The sequence below is a fragment of the Ferrovibrio sp. genome (assembly GCF_965278975.1).
Lineage (GTDB): Bacteria > Pseudomonadota > Alphaproteobacteria > Ferrovibrionales > Ferrovibrionaceae > Ferrovibrio.
Genome location: NZ_OZ257126.1, coordinates 344,134 through 359,205, shown reverse-complemented (window position 1 = coordinate 359,205; position 15,072 = coordinate 344,134). Strand labels below are relative to the sequence as shown.

At 63.7% G+C, this 15,072-nt stretch carries 16 protein-coding genes and 1 other RNA gene; 5 read left to right on the top strand and 12 right to left on the bottom strand.

Going from position 1 to position 15,072, the window contains the following annotated elements; all coding sequences use genetic code 11:
* Nucleotides 1-5 precede the first annotated feature (5 nt).
* From dapF to ACQY7X_RS01705, 3 genes are all read right to left on the bottom strand, one after another.
* Nucleotides 6-872 (bottom strand): diaminopimelate epimerase, encoded by an 867-nt coding sequence (dapF, locus tag ACQY7X_RS01715; protein ID WP_428248113.1) that lies wholly within the window; start codon nucleotides 870-872, stop codon nucleotides 6-8.
* 61 nt (nucleotides 873-933) lie between these two features.
* Nucleotides 934-1,461: an Hpt domain-containing protein gene (locus ACQY7X_RS01710; RefSeq protein ID WP_428248112.1), complete on the bottom strand. Its 528-nt coding sequence runs from the start codon at nucleotides 1,459-1,461 to the stop codon at nucleotides 934-936.
* Between the two features lie 5 nt (nucleotides 1,462-1,466).
* Complete coding sequence (locus ACQY7X_RS01705; RefSeq protein ID WP_428248111.1) at nucleotides 1,467-1,958, bottom strand: response regulator; 492 nt, start codon at nucleotides 1,956-1,958, stop codon at nucleotides 1,467-1,469.
* A 198-nt stretch (nucleotides 1,959-2,156) separates the two neighbouring features.
* Between ACQY7X_RS01705 and ACQY7X_RS01700 the strand changes: the two genes are divergently transcribed.
* The gene (locus ACQY7X_RS01700; protein WP_428248110.1) at nucleotides 2,157-3,371 is read left to right on the top strand and encodes an MFS transporter; all 1,215 of its coding nucleotides are present in this window, start codon (nucleotides 2,157-2,159) and stop codon (nucleotides 3,369-3,371) included.
* Here ACQY7X_RS01700 and thyX read toward each other — a convergent pair.
* Nucleotides 3,355-4,293 carry an FAD-dependent thymidylate synthase gene (thyX, locus tag ACQY7X_RS01695; protein ID WP_428248109.1) on the bottom strand — a complete coding sequence of 313 codons (939 nt, stop codon included), beginning with the start codon at nucleotides 4,291-4,293 and terminating at the stop codon, nucleotides 3,355-3,357. The genes ACQY7X_RS01700 and thyX overlap by 17 nt on opposite strands.
* A 62-nt stretch (nucleotides 4,294-4,355) precedes the next feature.
* Between thyX and ssrA the strand changes: the two genes are divergently transcribed.
* The 3 genes from ssrA (at nucleotide 4,356) to ACQY7X_RS01680 (ending at nucleotide 6,984) form a co-directional block, all read left to right on the top strand.
* Nucleotides 4,356-4,681: a transfer-messenger RNA gene (gene ssrA, locus ACQY7X_RS01690) on the top strand.
* Between the two features lie 119 nt (nucleotides 4,682-4,800).
* On the top strand, nucleotides 4,801-5,304 hold the full coding sequence (locus ACQY7X_RS01685) for an SspB family protein (protein WP_428248108.1): 504 nt from the start codon (nucleotides 4,801-4,803) through the stop codon (nucleotides 5,302-5,304).
* A gap of 66 nt (nucleotides 5,305-5,370) precedes the next feature.
* Nucleotides 5,371-6,984, top strand: coding sequence for a fumarate hydratase (locus ACQY7X_RS01680; RefSeq protein ID WP_428248107.1), 1,614 nt, complete (start codon nucleotides 5,371-5,373; stop codon nucleotides 6,982-6,984).
* Between the two features lie 20 nt (nucleotides 6,985-7,004).
* Here the strand turns inward: ACQY7X_RS01680 and ACQY7X_RS01675 are convergent, their stop codons facing one another.
* The 7 genes from ACQY7X_RS01675 to ACQY7X_RS01645 form a co-directional block, all read right to left on the bottom strand.
* Nucleotides 7,005-7,520 (bottom strand): PAS domain-containing protein, encoded by a 516-nt coding sequence (locus ACQY7X_RS01675; RefSeq protein WP_428248106.1) that lies wholly within the window; start codon nucleotides 7,518-7,520, stop codon nucleotides 7,005-7,007.
* Between the two features lie 240 nt (nucleotides 7,521-7,760).
* On the bottom strand, nucleotides 7,761-8,468 hold the full coding sequence (locus ACQY7X_RS01670) for an ABC transporter ATP-binding protein (RefSeq protein ID WP_428248105.1): 708 nt from the start codon (nucleotides 8,466-8,468) through the stop codon (nucleotides 7,761-7,763).
* Nucleotides 8,465-9,196 carry an ABC transporter ATP-binding protein gene (locus ACQY7X_RS01665; protein ID WP_428248104.1) on the bottom strand — a complete coding sequence of 244 codons (732 nt, stop codon included), beginning with the start codon at nucleotides 9,194-9,196 and terminating at the stop codon, nucleotides 8,465-8,467. The genes ACQY7X_RS01670 and ACQY7X_RS01665 overlap by 4 nt, the downstream gene beginning before the upstream one ends.
* The gene (locus ACQY7X_RS01660; protein WP_428248103.1) at nucleotides 9,193-10,194 is read right to left on the bottom strand and encodes a branched-chain amino acid ABC transporter permease; all 1,002 of its coding nucleotides are present in this window, start codon (nucleotides 10,192-10,194) and stop codon (nucleotides 9,193-9,195) included. The genes ACQY7X_RS01665 and ACQY7X_RS01660 overlap by 4 nt, the downstream gene beginning before the upstream one ends.
* Nucleotides 10,191-11,063 (bottom strand): branched-chain amino acid ABC transporter permease, encoded by an 873-nt coding sequence (locus ACQY7X_RS01655; RefSeq protein ID WP_428248102.1) that lies wholly within the window; start codon nucleotides 11,061-11,063, stop codon nucleotides 10,191-10,193. Before ACQY7X_RS01655 ends, ACQY7X_RS01660 begins: the two co-directional genes overlap by 4 nt.
* Nucleotides 11,064-11,124: 61 nt before the next feature.
* Nucleotides 11,125-12,360, bottom strand: coding sequence for an ABC transporter substrate-binding protein (locus tag ACQY7X_RS01650; RefSeq protein WP_428248101.1), 1,236 nt, complete (start codon nucleotides 12,358-12,360; stop codon nucleotides 11,125-11,127).
* 105 nt (nucleotides 12,361-12,465) lie between these two features.
* Nucleotides 12,466-12,951, bottom strand: coding sequence for a MarR family winged helix-turn-helix transcriptional regulator (locus ACQY7X_RS01645; protein ID WP_428248100.1), 486 nt, complete (start codon nucleotides 12,949-12,951; stop codon nucleotides 12,466-12,468).
* 115 nt (nucleotides 12,952-13,066) lie between these two features.
* Here ACQY7X_RS01645 and ACQY7X_RS01640 point away from each other — a divergent pair, with 115 nt between their 5' ends.
* Nucleotides 13,067-14,350, top strand: a complete 1,284-nt coding sequence (locus ACQY7X_RS01640) for a flavin-dependent oxidoreductase (protein WP_428248099.1) — start codon at nucleotides 13,067-13,069, stop codon at nucleotides 14,348-14,350.
* Here ACQY7X_RS01640 and ACQY7X_RS01635 read toward each other — a convergent pair.
* Nucleotides 14,347-14,973 carry a response regulator gene (locus ACQY7X_RS01635; protein ID WP_428248098.1) on the bottom strand — a complete coding sequence of 209 codons (627 nt, stop codon included), beginning with the start codon at nucleotides 14,971-14,973 and terminating at the stop codon, nucleotides 14,347-14,349. The two genes, ACQY7X_RS01640 and ACQY7X_RS01635, sit on opposite strands and share 4 nt — an antisense overlap.
* Between the last annotated feature and the right edge of the window lie 99 nt (nucleotides 14,974-15,072).

The window sequence follows — 15,072 nt, the reverse complement described above, 5'->3', positions numbered from 1 at the left end:
GCGGTTCAGGCCGCCGCCGGTTCGTCGAGCCAGAAGGCGGGGGGGATGGTGCCGCGGAAAGATTCGGTGGCCGGGCCGGTCATGTAGATGTGGTTGTCGGCCGCCCAATGAATGTTCAGCACGCCGCCATCCAGCACCACGTCGGCGCGGCGCGCCGAGAGGCCACGGCGTGCCGCTGCCACCAGGGTGGCGCAGGCGCCGGTGCCGCAGGCCTTGGTGATGCCGACACCGCGCTCCCACACCCGCATGCGGATACGGTCCGGCGCCAGCACCTGGGCGAATTCGACATTGATGCGCTGCGGGAACAGCGGGTCATGTTCGATCTGCGGCCCGATCATGGTCAGCGGCACGGCTTCCACGTCGCCGGGAAAGAATACCACATGCGGATTGCCGACATTCACGGCACCCGGTGCGCTGTAGCCCGCATGGGCATAATCCAGTGTCGCGGTATCCATGGCGCGGCTTAAGGGAATCTGCTGCCAGTCGAAACGCGGCTCGCCCATATCGACGGTGACCAGACCCTCGACACTGGCGGCATCGGCGCGCTTGGCGTTCAGCCAGCCGCCCAGCGTGTCGATGCTGACGTTTGCCTTGCCGGTCTCATGCATCAGCAGGCTGGCAACACAGCGTGCCGCATTGCCACAGCTTTCCACCTCGCCGCCATCGGCATTGTGGATGCGCATGAAGGCATCGGCCTTGCCGGAGCGTTCAATGGTGATCATCTGGTCGAAGCCGACGCCACGGCGGCGGTCGGCCAGCCGGGCAATGGCGGCCTGCTCCAGCGGCACCGCATGGGCGCGCGCATCCAGGACAACGAAATCGTTGCCGAGGCCGTGCATCTTCACGAAGGGCAGGGGAGTGGTCGGGCGCATAAGCGGGTTTATAGGGCGCCGGGGGGCTTTAGTCCAGCCAGGGTGGCTGGCCGGACCTGGCCTAAGCCTGGGATTCCTTGGCTTTTGCCTTTTCCACGGCGGCTTTCAGCGAGGCGCGGAGCTGTGCCTCCAGGGCGCCGCCGGAACCGCTGATCTTGTGTGCCACCACCACATACAGCGTGTCGATATGGATGGAGACGATTTCGAGCTGCAGATCGTCGAGGTCGCCATCGATGGTTTTCAGGAAATCATGCAGCGATTTGGCAAATTCGGTGAGCAGCGGGTAGCCGAACACACCGCCCATGCCCTTGATCTGGAAGGCCTGCTCGCGCACATCCTCGACCAGCGCGCGGCGCTCCTCAGCTGAGGAGCTGATGGCGGCGCTGATGCGCTCACGCAACTCCTTGATCTGCTCGGCGGTCTCATCCAGGAAGGCGCTGGCCGAGGCCTGCACCAGGGCATCCATCTTCTGCCGCAGGGCATCATCAAGCCTGAGGTCGAGGCCCTTCTTGTAGTTCACCGCCTTGCGCTTGAGTTCGCCGCGGTTCGGGATGTGGACCGGGCGTGCCGGCCGTGAATCCTCCGACACCTGCATCAATCCTTCGTACGGCGGTCGGCGCCATCAAACGGGATCTGCTGGCGGCGACGGTCGGGGCCGAAATAGCCACGCACGCTGACGAAGTCACGCGGCCGGGCGATCACCGAAACAAGGCGGCGATAGAGACCATCGGCGGTGAAGGGCTTGGCGAGGAATTCGGTGACGCCGGCATCGCGGGATTCGACCACGTATTCCATTTCGGAATTGGCGGTGAGCATGATCACTGGCAGCAGGCGGTCGGCCGAGGTGGCGTCATTGCGGATGAAATCGAGCAGTTCAAGGCCGCTGCGCGGCTTGAGATTCCATTCGGTGACGCAGACATCAATATGGCCCGAGCGCAGCGAGCCGAGCGCGCTGTCATAATCACGGGCCAGGCTGATCTGCACGGCGCCAAGCATGGCCAGGATATCCTTGACCAGCTTGCCCATCAGTCGATTGTTATCGACGATGAGGAAGCGCACATGGCTGAAATCGATTTTTTCCGACATGCGACTGTCCGACGCTCCCGGCCTGGCGACTTAACCCACCCGCAGATATGGCTTATTCCAACCAAATCTCTATATACTTTAACCCTTGCGAAGCCAACCAATTGAACGATTCTACTGAGGCTTGTTAACGACTAGTAATCAGCCGTCTGAATTTTTTTGTCGCGCTGACATTTTCCGTTCCTCTCGCAATGGCGAAATATGACCGAATCAGTCGCCCCCCGTCCGCCAGGCCTGCTCGCGCTGCTCGGGGTGGTGAATGCCAATGGCATCCTGGCCGCGACGATGTATCTGCCGTCGCTGCCCAGCCTCAGCATGGTGCTGGGCGTGCCGGTGGATGCAATGCCTTTCACGCTCATGGTGTATTTGGCCGCATATGCTGGCGGGCAGCTTGTGTTCGGGCCATTGAGTGACCGCTGGGGGCGGCGCTGGCTGATGCTTGGGAGTCTGGCCGTGCTGGCGCTGGTAAGTGCGGCCTGTGCCTTTGTCACTACGCTGGAGCAGCTTTGCTGGCTGCGCGCCATTCAGGGCTTCGCGGCTTCCGCTGGCCTGGTGATCGGTCGTGCCGTGCTGTTCGATGTATACAATCGCGCCGAGGCGGCACGCGCGACGGCGGTGGTTACCGCCACCCTGGCGCTGGCGCCGATCTTCTCGCCCCTGCTTGGCGGTCTGGTGCAGGAATTCATCGGGTGGCGGGGAAACTTCCTCATCTCTGCTGCTGTCACTGCGGGTGCGCTGGTGCTGCTGTGCATCTGGCTGGGCGAGACCCATCGGCCGGTGCGCCGCCAGGGTTCGATGCTCGGCGGCATTCTGCGTGACTATAGTGGCCTGCTCGCTTCGCGGGCTTTCCTCGGTTTCGGCGGGGTGATTGTCGGGATCTTCGCCGGGCTGCACAGCTTCAATGCGGCGGCACCGGCGGTGCTGATCGAAACCCTGGGGCTGCGTCCGGCGGTTGCCGGCCTGCTGCTGGCCCTGGGCGGCGGCGGTTTCTTCCTCGGCTCGCTGTTCTGTTCGCTCTATGCCATGCGGCTGGGCACGGCGCGGCTGATCGAACTGGGCATTGCGGCGATGCTGCTGGGCGGCTGCAGCCTGCCATTGCTCACCGCCCTGCTGGGCGACAGCGTGGCGGTGGTGATCGGCTGCCGTATCATCTGGGCGGCGGGCATGGGTATCGCAGTACCGGCAGCGGTGGCCGGCGCCACCGGGGCCAACCCGAAGGCTTTGGGGGCGGGCTCGGCGCTGGCCGGATTCATGCAGAATGCCGCTGGCGGCCTTGGCGCCATGGTGATGGGGTTGCTGCCGGCGGGCAACACCCTGACTCTGGGCCTAGCCTACGCCGCCACGGCCCTGCTTGGCTGGGCCGGCTGGATGGTCAATCGCCGCGCTGCTCTGGCGGCGATCAATTCCCCGGATTGAGCACGGCCTGCAACTCGCGCCATTCGCGGGCGGAAAGGCCGGAGGAAGCCTGGTCGACAGCCTCGCCGGCCAGCAGGCGGCGCACTGTTTTCAGTGCCGTGGCCGAAAGGCTGGCGCCGCCGATGCGGTATTCCACGAAGGCGTCGTAGCAGGCCGGCACCCAGCGTTTCACCGTATCCAGCATCGCATCGGCATAGACGCGGATTTCGTATTGCGCATGGCTGTCGGCGCGCAGCGACAGGAAGTGCAGCAGGTTCAGCAGGTCGGTCTTCCAGTACCACTGGGTATAGTAGTTCAGCGTCAGGTTCATGCGCGCCAGTTCGCGCGCCAGGCCGGAGCGGTCCTCATCGACGCGGCTGCCATCCGGGCGCTCGTTCAGCATTTCCTCGTAGGAATCGTAGGTCTGAGAGGCGTCGCGCTTCAGCAGTTCCATCACGCGTTCGGCTTCCGGCCCGGTCAGCAGGTTGCCGCGCCCCTGGCGGTTGGTGGTGGCCTGCGCCGCCAGCTGGTCCGGCGCCGGCAGGTAGAATTCCTTGTCCAGGATCGAGTAGCGCGCGGAATATTCGTTCACATTGGCGGTGCGGTGGCGGATCCATTGCCGCGCCACGAAGATCGGCAGCTTCACATGATACTTGATCTCGCACATCTCGAACGGCGTGGTGTGCCGATGGCGCATCAGGTAGTTGATCAGGCCGCGATCCTCGCTGACCTTCTTGGTGCCCCGGCCATAGGAGACGCGTGCCGCCTGCACCACCGCCGCATCGTCGCCCATATAGTCGATGACGCGCACGAAGCCGTGGTCGAGTACGGTGAGCGGTTCGTAAAGGATTTCCTCCAGTTCCGGCACCGTGGCGCGCCGGGTCGGCTGGCTCTGGCTGCGCAGCGCGGCAATTTCGGCGGCTTGTTCGGGCGTGACGGACATCGGCGGCTCCCTGGGAGGGGTCCCGGGAATCGGGCGCCCCGGCTGAAGGCCGGACTTTATAGACCCTTCAAAACGCCTTCGGGAAGCCTTATATCTATCCCTGCCGGCTTGCCGGCTATGGCGATAAACGCCGCTCGGAATAGGCGTAATGGACCCGGGGGCAGTACCCGGCGCCTCCACCATGAGGCCAGGCTTCGGCAGACCGCCGCCCTGGCCTGATGATGGGGGCGAATCAGGCTCGACATGCGCAATAAAGGATCGGTTTTTGCCCGGCATGATACCGCCGTTATCGGGTCAAATCCTAAGTGCGAACGATAACTCCGTAGCACTCGCTGCCTAATTAGGTAAGCGCGGCTTGGGGGGTGCCGGGCAACAGAAACCCCCCGCTTATTTCTGCTATCTCCCGTATAGCCTTGCGTTTTCCGGCATTTACGTTGCCCGGAATTGAAGTCTGGGGCAGCCTTGGGTTATGATGGCGGCAACTCGCACCCCACCCCTGTAACAGGCATGGCCGGCAAGCTGCTCGATTATAACCTCCTGGTCGAAAACGCACTGCGTGGCGCGGTGCGCGATGCGTTGAAGCGTGCCGCCGAATTCGGCCTGCCCGGCAACCACCATTTCTACATCACCTTCCGCACCGACCAGCCCGGCGTGGAAATCCCGCCCTATCTGCACGAACGCTATCCGGACGAGATGACCATCGTGCTGCAGCACCAGTTCTGGGGCCTGGAGCCGGGCGAGGAAAAGTTCCAGGTCACGCTGAGTTTCAACAAGGTGCCTGAGCGCCTGATAGTGCCCTATGCGGCGCTCACCGCCTTTGCCGATCCGAGCGTGCAGTTCGGTCTGCAGTTCCGTGTGCAGCCCTCGGCCGAGAGTCTGGCACGCGGCGCCGCTCTGGCAGTGGAGCCACCGGCGGCTGAAGCTTCGGGTGATGAAGCGCCGGCGGAAGCGCCGAAGCCGACCACCGGCGAAGTGGTGGCGCTGGATGCCTTCCGCAAGAAAAAGACTTAAAGCCCCGCCGTAACTATTCCCCCGATAGCGCGGCCCGCCCTGCCGCGCCATACCAGCGAGAGCATCATGCCTGATTTCAGCTACCAGGACCTCTTTCCGCTTGGCCCGGACAGCACGCCCTACCGCAAGCTCTCCAGCGACGGCGTGGAAAGCATCGAGGTGGCCGGTCGGCGCGTGCTGAAGGTCAGCGACAAGGCGATGAGCGATCTGACTTTCGCCGCCATGCGCGACATCGCGCATCTCTTCCGCCCCGGCCATCTGGCGCAGTTGCGCGCCATCCTGGAAGACAAGGGTGCCTCCGACAACGACCGCTTCGTGGCGCTGGAGCTGCTGAAGAACGCCAATATCTCGTCGGGCTTCGTGCTGCCATCCTGCCAGGATACCGGCACCGCCATCGTGATCGGCAAGAAGGGCCAGTATGTCTGGACCGAAGGCAACGATGAAGCGGCGTTGAGCCACGGCGTCTACCGCACCTATACCGAGACCAACCTGCGCTATTCGCAGCTGGCGCCCTTGAGCATGTTCAAGGAAGTGAATACCGGCACCAACCTGCCGGCGCAGATCGAGCTTTATGCCACCGAGGGCGATGCCTACAAGTTCCTGTTCATCGCCAAGGGCGGCGGCTCGGCCAACAAGACGTATCTCTACCAGCAGACCCCCGCCGTGCTGCGTGGCGAGAATCTGGTCAAGTTCCTCGATACCCAGATCAAGACGCTGGGCACAGCGGCCTGCCCGCCCTATCACCTTGCCATTGTCATCGGCGGCCTTTCGGCGGAGCAGAATCTGAAAACCGCCAAGCTTGCCTCGGCGCGCTATCTCGACAGCCTGCCGACCCAGGGCAGCCCGTCCGGCCATGCCTTCCGCGATCTCGAGATGGAGCAGACCGTACTCGAACTCTCGCGCAACAACGGCATCGGCGCCCAGTTCGGCGGCAAGTATTTCTGCCATGATGTGCGCGTCATCCGCCTGCCGCGCCATGGCGCCAGCGTGCCGATCGGCATGGCGGTGAGCTGCTCCGCCGACCGCCAGGTGCTGGGCAAGATCACCAAGGATGGCGTGTTCCTTGAGCAGCTTGAGACCGATCCGGCCAAGTATCTGCCCGAGGCCACGGAGGATGCGCTCTCCGCGACCGTGGTGAAGGTGAACCTCAATCAGCCGATGAGCGAGATCCGCAAGCTGCTGTCGCAGTATCCGGTGAAAACGCGGCTGTCGCTCAGCGGCACGCTGATCGTGGCCCGCGACCTCGCGCATGCCAAGTTCGCCGAGCGTGTCGAGCGCGGCGAGGGCCTGCCGGATTATGTGAAGAACCACATGATCTATTATGCCGGCCCGGCCAAGACGCCGGATGGTTATGCCTCTGGCTCCTTCGGCCCCACCACCGCCGGCCGCATGGATTCCTATGTCGGCATGCTGATGCAGAATGGCGGCGGCTTCATCAGCCTGGCCAAGGGCAACCGCTCGAAGCAGGTGACCGATGCCTGCAAGGAATATGGCGGTTTCTATCTCGGCTCGATCGGCGGCCCGGCGGCGATCCTGGCCAAGAACAATATCAAGAAGGTCGAGCAGCTCGAATATCCCGAGCTCGGCATGGAATCGGTGTGGAAGATCGAGGTCGAGGATTTCCCGGCCTTCATCATCGTTGACGACAAGGGCAACGATTTCTTCGCCAAGCTGGCCTGAGATTGATCAAGCCGTGCTGCCTAGCGCAGCACGGCGCGGCCCTCGGGGTCGTAGATGATGCTGAGGGCGAGCAGGCGGTCCACTGTCACGCCATCGGCGGCCAGCGGTAGCACCAGGGTTTCGGCGCTGCCGTAATCGCGCCCAGGCCCGGCACGCTTTGCACCACGGCGCCAGCTCGGGCCGCGATTCTCCACCACCCAGGTCAGGCCTTCGGTGGTTTGCGGATCGGTATTCAGTTCATCCAGCCAGCGGCCGGTCGGATCGCCATGTAGATGCTGAGTGATCATGGTGCCGACCAGACGCAGGCGGAAACGCATCGGCGGCGGCTCGCGCTGAACTTCGAACAATGTGACATGCGGCAGCAACTGGCGCACGGCTATCGGATCGAAATGATCGCGGCTCGGCAGCAGGCCTTTGGCCATGCCCTCCGGCCACATGCTGCGCCAGGCATCGAACAGGCCGCGCGACAGCGCATGCCAGGCGTCAGGATCAAGCGCGTCGCCGCGCTGGATGAGGTCGGCGGTGTCTGTACTCAACGGAAAAAACACTCCACGGCAATACTGAATGGGGCGCGACACTGCACCAGTATTTGGTGAAGGTTATATTAACCCGGCGTGGTTGTTTTGACCGTTCCCTTCTCATGTGGAAGCAACTGCGTTGCGTCTGGAGGCGGTAGGCCGCTAGGAGAATCGCGCAGCCGGTACTAGACGTACCGGCAAGCGTTTCGACAACGCAAATCCGCCTCGGCGCAGCGGTTCCACATGAGAAGGGAACGGTCACAAGCCTAGATACGCTTGACGCACGCGGTCGTCGTGCAGCAATGCCTCGCCGCTGCCTTGCATGGCGATACGGCCATTCTCCAGCACATAGGCGCTGTCGGCGAGTTTCAGCGACACCGCCACATTCTGTTCCACCAGGATGATGCTCAGGCCCCGCTCATGCAGCAGCTTGATGATGCGGAATACTTCCTGCACCACGGCCGGCGCCAGGCCGAGCGATGGCTCATCGAACATGATCAGTTCGGGTTGGCCCATCAGGCAGCGGCCGATTGCCAGCATCTGCTGTTCGCCGCCAGACATGGTCCCGGCAAGCTGGCCACGGCGTTCGGCGAGGCGCGGGAACAGGCTGAAGATTTCCTCCAGCGTCTGCTTTTCCTTGCCGCGCGCGCGCGGCAGCAAGGCGCCCATCTGCAGGTTTTCCAGCACGCTCAGCGTCGGGAAAACCTGGCGGCCCTCGGCCACCTGGCCGATACCGAGATTGCACACCTTGTAGCTCGGCAGGCCGGCTATATCCTGGCCCTTGTAGCGGATGCGGCCCTGGCGCGGCGGCTCGATGCCGGCGATGGTGCGGATCAGGGTCGACTTGCCGGCGCCATTGGCGCCGACGATGGCGACGATGCTGCGCTCGGCGGCTTTCAGGCTCACGCCATCCAGCGCCTGGGCATCGCCATAGAATACGTCGAGGCCTTCGATTTCGAGACTCATACGGCAGCCTCCTCGCCGAGATAGCATTCCAGCACCGCCGGGTCGCGCACCACGGCCTCGGGCTCGCCGCGCGCAATCACCTCGCCATGGTGCAGCACCACCACCTGCTGCGACAGCGCCATCACCGCGCGCATCACATGCTCGATCAGCAGGATGGTCAGGCCATGCTTCTGGTTCAACTCGCGGAACACCGCCACCATCTGGTCGGTTTCGGTCGGCCGCAGGCCGGCCATCACTTCATCCAGCAGCAGGATGGTCGGCTTGGTCGCCAGCGCGCGCGCCACTTCCAGGCGCTTGCGTTCCGGCAGGGTGAGCTGCGCCGCCGGCTGGTCACGCTTGTCCAGCATGCCGAGCTGATCCAGGATCGCTTCCGCCGCCTTCGCTGCCTTGCGTGCATCCGGCTCGGTGCGCAGCGCGCCAACGATCACGTTGTCGAGCGCACTCAGTTCCTTGAACGGCTTCACCAGCTGGAAGGTGCGGCCGACACCGGCATGGCAGATCTGGTCCGGGCGCAGGCCGTCGATGCGGCGGCCTTCCAGTGTCACGCTGCCTTCATCGGGCTTGAACACACCGGCGATCATGTTGAAGCAGGTGGTTTTGCCGGCACCATTCGGGCCAATCAGGCTGACGATGCCGCCACGCGGCACCTCCAGCGAGGCCCGCGACACCGCCTTCAGGCCACGGAAGCTTTTCGAAATGCCATCGACCTGCAGCAGGGGCGCGTTCATGACTTGCTCTCCAGGCCCAGGCGGCGACGGAGCGGCGGCCAGATGCCATGCGGCAGATACATGATCACGGCGGCGAGGCAGATACCGTAGAACACATGCTTGATGCCGGGAATGTCGTAGCCCAGGCCATGCAGCACTTCATACAGCCCTTCGGCCAGCACGGTGAGCACGAAGGCGCCGAGGATCGGGCCGAACAGCGAACCCAGTCCGCCGATGATCGGCCCCAGGATCAGTTCGATGGAGCGGCTGATATTGAATATCTGCTCGGGGAACAGGTTGTTGTAATAGAAGGCGAAGAACACGCCGCTGATCGCGGTCATGCCGCTGGAGATCAGCACCGCCAGCATCTTGTAGCGGAAGGTGTTGATGCCCAGCGTCTGCGCCGCATCCTGGTCCTCGCGGATCGCCAGCCAGTAATAGCCGATCCGGCCGGTGAGCAGCCAGCGGCAGAAAATGAAGGCGGCGACGGTGAAGGCCAGCAGCAGGTAGTAGAACATCACCGGTCGGCCGCGCAGGTTCAGCAGGTCATTGCTGGTATACTGTGCCACCGGCAGGAAGAAGCCGCCGGAGCCGTTCACCCAGGCGAAATGGTCGAAGCCGACGCGGGTGAATTCAGCAAACGCAATCGTCAGCAGGGCAAAGTAAGTACCGCCGATGCCGAAGCGGAAGGCAAGGAAGCCGATGCCGGCGCCAAATGCCATGCTGACACCGATGGCGGCAAAGACGCCCACCGTCGGCGGCAGCTTGAAATGCACATAGAGCGCGGCGGCGGTATAGGCGGCAAGGCCGACATAGAGCGAATGGCCAAGCGAAAGCTGGCCGCAGAAACCCATCATCACGTTCCAGGCCTGGCCGGTATAGGCGAAATACAGCACCAGGATCAGGATCGACAGCACATAGGGATCGACCAGGAAGGGGGCCACCAGGAAGGCGCCAAGCAGCAGGGCGAGCAGGAGGAGGGCGCGCTTCGGCACGCCAGCGGTGAGACGGTCTATCATGACGGCTTCCTGCCCAGCAGGCCCTGGGGGCGGAACAGCAGCACCAGGATCAGCAGCGCGATGGCGAACATGCTCTTGGCCGAAGGCGCGAAGAACAGGCCGGACAATGCTTCCGAGAGGCCGATCAGCACGCCGCCGAGCAGGGCGCCGGGCATCGAGCCGAGGCCGCCGACGATGACAATGACGAAGGCCTGCAGCGTGAAGGCGGGCCCCAGGCTGGGCGTCACGTCGATCAGCAGCACCATCATGGCGCCGGCGGCGCCGACGCAGGCCGAACCGAGGCCGAAGGTGAAGGCGTAGAGCCGCCTGACATTGAGGCCGACCACCAGGGCGCCGAGGTAATTGTCTGCGCAGGCACGGATCGCCTTGCCGGTGAGCGACAGGCGGAAGAAGGCGAACAGCCCGGCGGTGATCAGCAGCGCCAGGCCGGCGGTGATCAGACGCACCTTGTCGGCCAGCAGCGGGCCGATCTCGACGGAATCGAGGGCGTAATCCACCAGGGTGGTGCGGGCATCGGGCCCGAAGATCATCAGCAGGCCGTTCACCATGATGATGGCGACGGCAGCCAGCAGCATGAACTGGCTATGTTCCGGCCGGTTGATGAAGGGATTGATCAGCAGGGCTTGCATGGCATAGCCGAGCGCGAACAGCAGCACGGCAATCGGCACCATGCTGATCAGCGGGTCGATCTGCCAGGCGCCGAAGGCGACGATGGCGCCATACATGCCAATGGTCATCATCTCGCCATGGGCGAAATTCACCACGCGCACCACGCCGAAAATGACGCTGAGGCCAAGCGCCATCAGGCCATAGACCAGGCCGGTCAGCAGTCCCTGCAGGGTTACATTGAGGATGAGTTCAATCGGCATCGCATGCAAAACACCCACGGCGCGGCTAACGCCGTGGGTGCCATTTGAGGGTTAAGTCAGATCAGGCGCGCTTGTTCCAGCTCGGCATCGGCAGCAGCAGGTTGTCTTCCGATACGTTGAGCGGCAGCACCACCTTCGGGCGCTGGCCGATATTCTGCAGCGTCACCGACTTGATGTTGGTGTTCTGGCCCTTGGCATCGAATTCCAGCGTGCCGCCGGCCATCACATGGTCGGTGATCTTGGTGGCGCGGATGGCATCGGCCAGTTCCTTGCCATTGGTGCTCTTGGCGCGGTTGAAGGCTTCCACCGCCACCAGCATGGCCTCGAAGGAGAAGCCGACATTCAGCTCGAACAGCTCCTTCGGATAGGCCTTGGTAAAGGCATCGAGCAGCTTCTGCGTCATGCTGGCGCGCGGATTGTACCACGGCACATTGGTCAGCAGGTAATCGGAATACTTGCCGAGCGTGCGGTAGAACTGGCCTTCATAGAAGCCCGGCGCGCCGGGGCTCATGATCACCTTCGGCTCCCAGCGCTGCTTCACCATCTCGCGGATCAGCAGGATGGCGTCGTTCAGGCGGGTCACCGGCATCACCATGTCGGCATTGGTCGCCTTGGCCTTGGCGATTTCCACCGAAAGGTCTTTGGCCTGCGGATCGTAGCTGATGGTTTCGACGATCTGGAACGGCAGGTCGAAGCGCGGGGCCATCGCCTTGATGGCACCGGCCATGGACTGGCCGAAGGTGTCGTTGGCATGCATGAACACCGCGGTTTTCGGCGTCACGCCGCTCTGGGCGAACACGGTCTTCATCAGCGCCAGGCCATCGCCGACCAGCATCGGCGCGGTCGGGAAGTTGCGGAACACGAACTTGTAGCCCTGCTCGGTGATCTGCGGCGCGGCGGCGACGTTGATGATGTATGGCACGCCCTTCTGCTCGGCCACCTGGGCGATGGCGGCGGACTGGCCGCTGTCGAAGGCGCCGATCAGCACGTTGGCGCCGTCATTCACCAGCTTTTCGGCGCGGCTGCGGGCGATATCGACGTTCGATTCGGTATCGGCGTTCATGATTTCGACTTCGGCATTGATGCCGAGGCCCTTGAGCACGCCCGGGGCGATATCGATGCCGCGCTGGCAGGCGAGGCCGAGCTGGGCCTGGAAGCCGGAGCGCGGGTGGATCGAGCCGATCTTCAGCACGCGCGCTTGAGCGCGAACGATATTGAACGGGGCGGTGCCGGCGGTGAGCGCGGCAGCCGCAGCGGCCGTCTGGCCGAATTGCCGGCGGGTAAGCTTCTTGGTCATGTGTTCCTCCCGAAATTCCGTGCCGGAACGTGTCTGTCCGGCCTTGGTTTGTAACTTTAGCGGATCATCCGCGCCACACAAAGTCCCCAGGGCTGGCTTTGCCCCCTAAATCCGTTGCAGCAACTCCATTAATTGCCGCCTTTCAGCGGCATCCAGGCGGTGGCCGATGCGGTGGTCATGGTCGGCCACTTTGGCGCGAAGGCTGGCGGCGAGTTTCTGCCCTTTTGGTGTCAGGTGCAGGCCATAGGCACGGCGGTCGCGGGGTGAAGGCTGGCGCAGCACCAGGCCAAGCCGCTCCAGGCGGTCCACCATGGTCATGGCGCCGGAGCGAGCCACACCCAGCGCCTGGCCGAGATGGCCCTGCTGCACACCGGGGTTGCGCTCTACAAGCACTAGAGCGGAGAACAATGCCGGGCTGATGCCGGTGCCGCGCATCGCGGCATAGAAATCCTCATAGAGCCGCAACTGCGCGCGGCGCAGCACATAGCCGATCAATTCTGGCAGATCGCCATAATCGATTGCCGCCTTGGCAGTGTGGCTGCCTGCTGCGGGGTTGCTGTTCGCCAGTGTCGCCGTGCCGTTTGCCGGCATCGCGTTGCCCTTCCGTCGCTCCCTGTGCGGCTCGTTTGCCGGGCCTGCTTGCGGCGTATTCTAGCTTAGGCTAATTGTAATGCAACTATACAAATGGCGAAGCAGGGAGGAAATTATGGCGGCTCGCGCCCCGGACGTCCTTATCATCGGTGCCGGTATCGGCGGTCTCACTTTGGCGCTCAGCCTGCACCGGGCCGGTATTCCGGCGCGCGTGGTGGAGGCGGTGCCGAGCATCCGCCCGCTCGGCGTTGGCATCAACGTACTGCCGCATGCGGTGCGCGAACTGACCGAACTGGGCTTGGCGGAAAAGCTGGAAGCCCGCGCCATCCGCACCAAGGAACTGATCTATACCAACAAGTTCGGCCAGGAAATCTGGCGCGAGGCACGCGGCCAGGATGCCGGCTATAACTGGCCGCAATTCTCCGTGCATCGCGGCCAGTTGCAGATGCTGCTGTATGAAACCGTGATCGAGCGGCTGGGGGCGGGGGCGGTGCGCAGCGACGCCGAACTGGTCGGCTTCGAGCAGGATGGGGCGGGCGTCACCGCGCAGTTCCGCCGCCGCTCCGATGGTGCCGCTTTGCCGCCCGAACGGGCCGCCATCATGATCGGCGCCGATGGCATCCATTCCGCCGTGCGGGCGCGGTATTATCCCGATGAAGGGGCGCCGAAATGGAACGGCGCCGTGCTGTGGCGCGCCACTTCGGAAGCCACGCCGTATCTTTCCGGCCGCTCCATGATCATGGCCGGGCACCAGGATCAGAAATTCGTCTGCTATCCCATCGACCCGGAGGCTGCCGCGCGCGGCCGCTCGGTGGTGAACTGGATCGCCGAACTGCGTTTCCCGAACGACACGCCGTGGAATCGCGAGGACTGGAACCGGCCCGGCAAGATCGAGGATTTCCTGCCCCAGTTTGAAAGCTGGAATTTCGGCTGGCTGGATGTGCCGGGCCTGATCCGCAGCGCCAGCGCGATCTACGAGTTTCCGATGGTGGATCGCGATCCGGTGGCGCGCTGGAGCTTCGAGCGGGTGACGCTGATCGGCGATGCGGCGCACGCCATGTATCCGATCGGCTCCAACGGAGCCAGCCAGGCAATCATCGATGCCCGCGTGCTGGCGCACCGGCTGGCAACCCAGCCCGATCCGGTGGCGGCGTTGCGGGCTTACGAGGAAGAGCGGCTGCCGGCCACTTCCCGCATCGTGCTGGCCAACCGCGCCAATGGCCCGGAGCGGGTGATGCAGCATGTGGAGGAGCGGGCGCCGAAGGGCTATGCCAAGCTGGACGACATCATCAGCCGCAGCGACCTGGAGGCCGTGGCCAAGGATTACAAGCTGATTGCCGGCTTCGACAAGGATGTGCTGAACAACCGCCCGTCGCTCGACGCGCGGTTCGGCGGTTAGGCCTCTTCAGGCGTCAGCACTTCTTCCACCACGGCCGGTCGGCGGCGATCACCGGTGCGGCGTGAGGAAGAATGGCGGCGATCAATATCGCCGGGCAATTCATGGCTGGTATGGCGGCGATCACCAGTGCGGCGTTCGCTGCGGCGGCGCCGATCGGGACCGACATAGCCGCCGCCTTTCACCATGACGCGCTGGCCGACCAGGGCATGCATCAGGCGGCGCACCAGCACCTGGATTGAAATCGGTTTTACCACCACTTCGTTGACGCCGGCATCGCGGGCAGCCACCACCAGCGCGGCATCCACATCGGTAGCCATCAGGATCACCGGCATGGCATTGTTGCCCACACTGGTGTCGCGGCGCAGCCGTTCGGTGAACATCAGCCCGTCCATCTTCGGCAGGCGGTAATCCACCAGGATCACGGTGGGCTCATGGGCGGCGATTTCCAGCATCGCCTGGCGCGCATCGGCGGCCAGATGCACAGCACCGAAGCCCATGCCATAGAGCACATCGCGCAGGCCATTGCGCGTCGCCTTGTTCTCGTCAATGACGAGAATACTGGAGACGCGGAACTGCGACAGCATGGGATGAGACTTGCCGTCGGGTTTGGCCGGGGTGCGCATGGCATTAATCATAGGGATGATTTTGCCGGACGCGGGTTAATTAAGTGTAATACTGGTCCAGGTTGTCCTGAATTTTACCCGGCCCCGGAACGACTTATC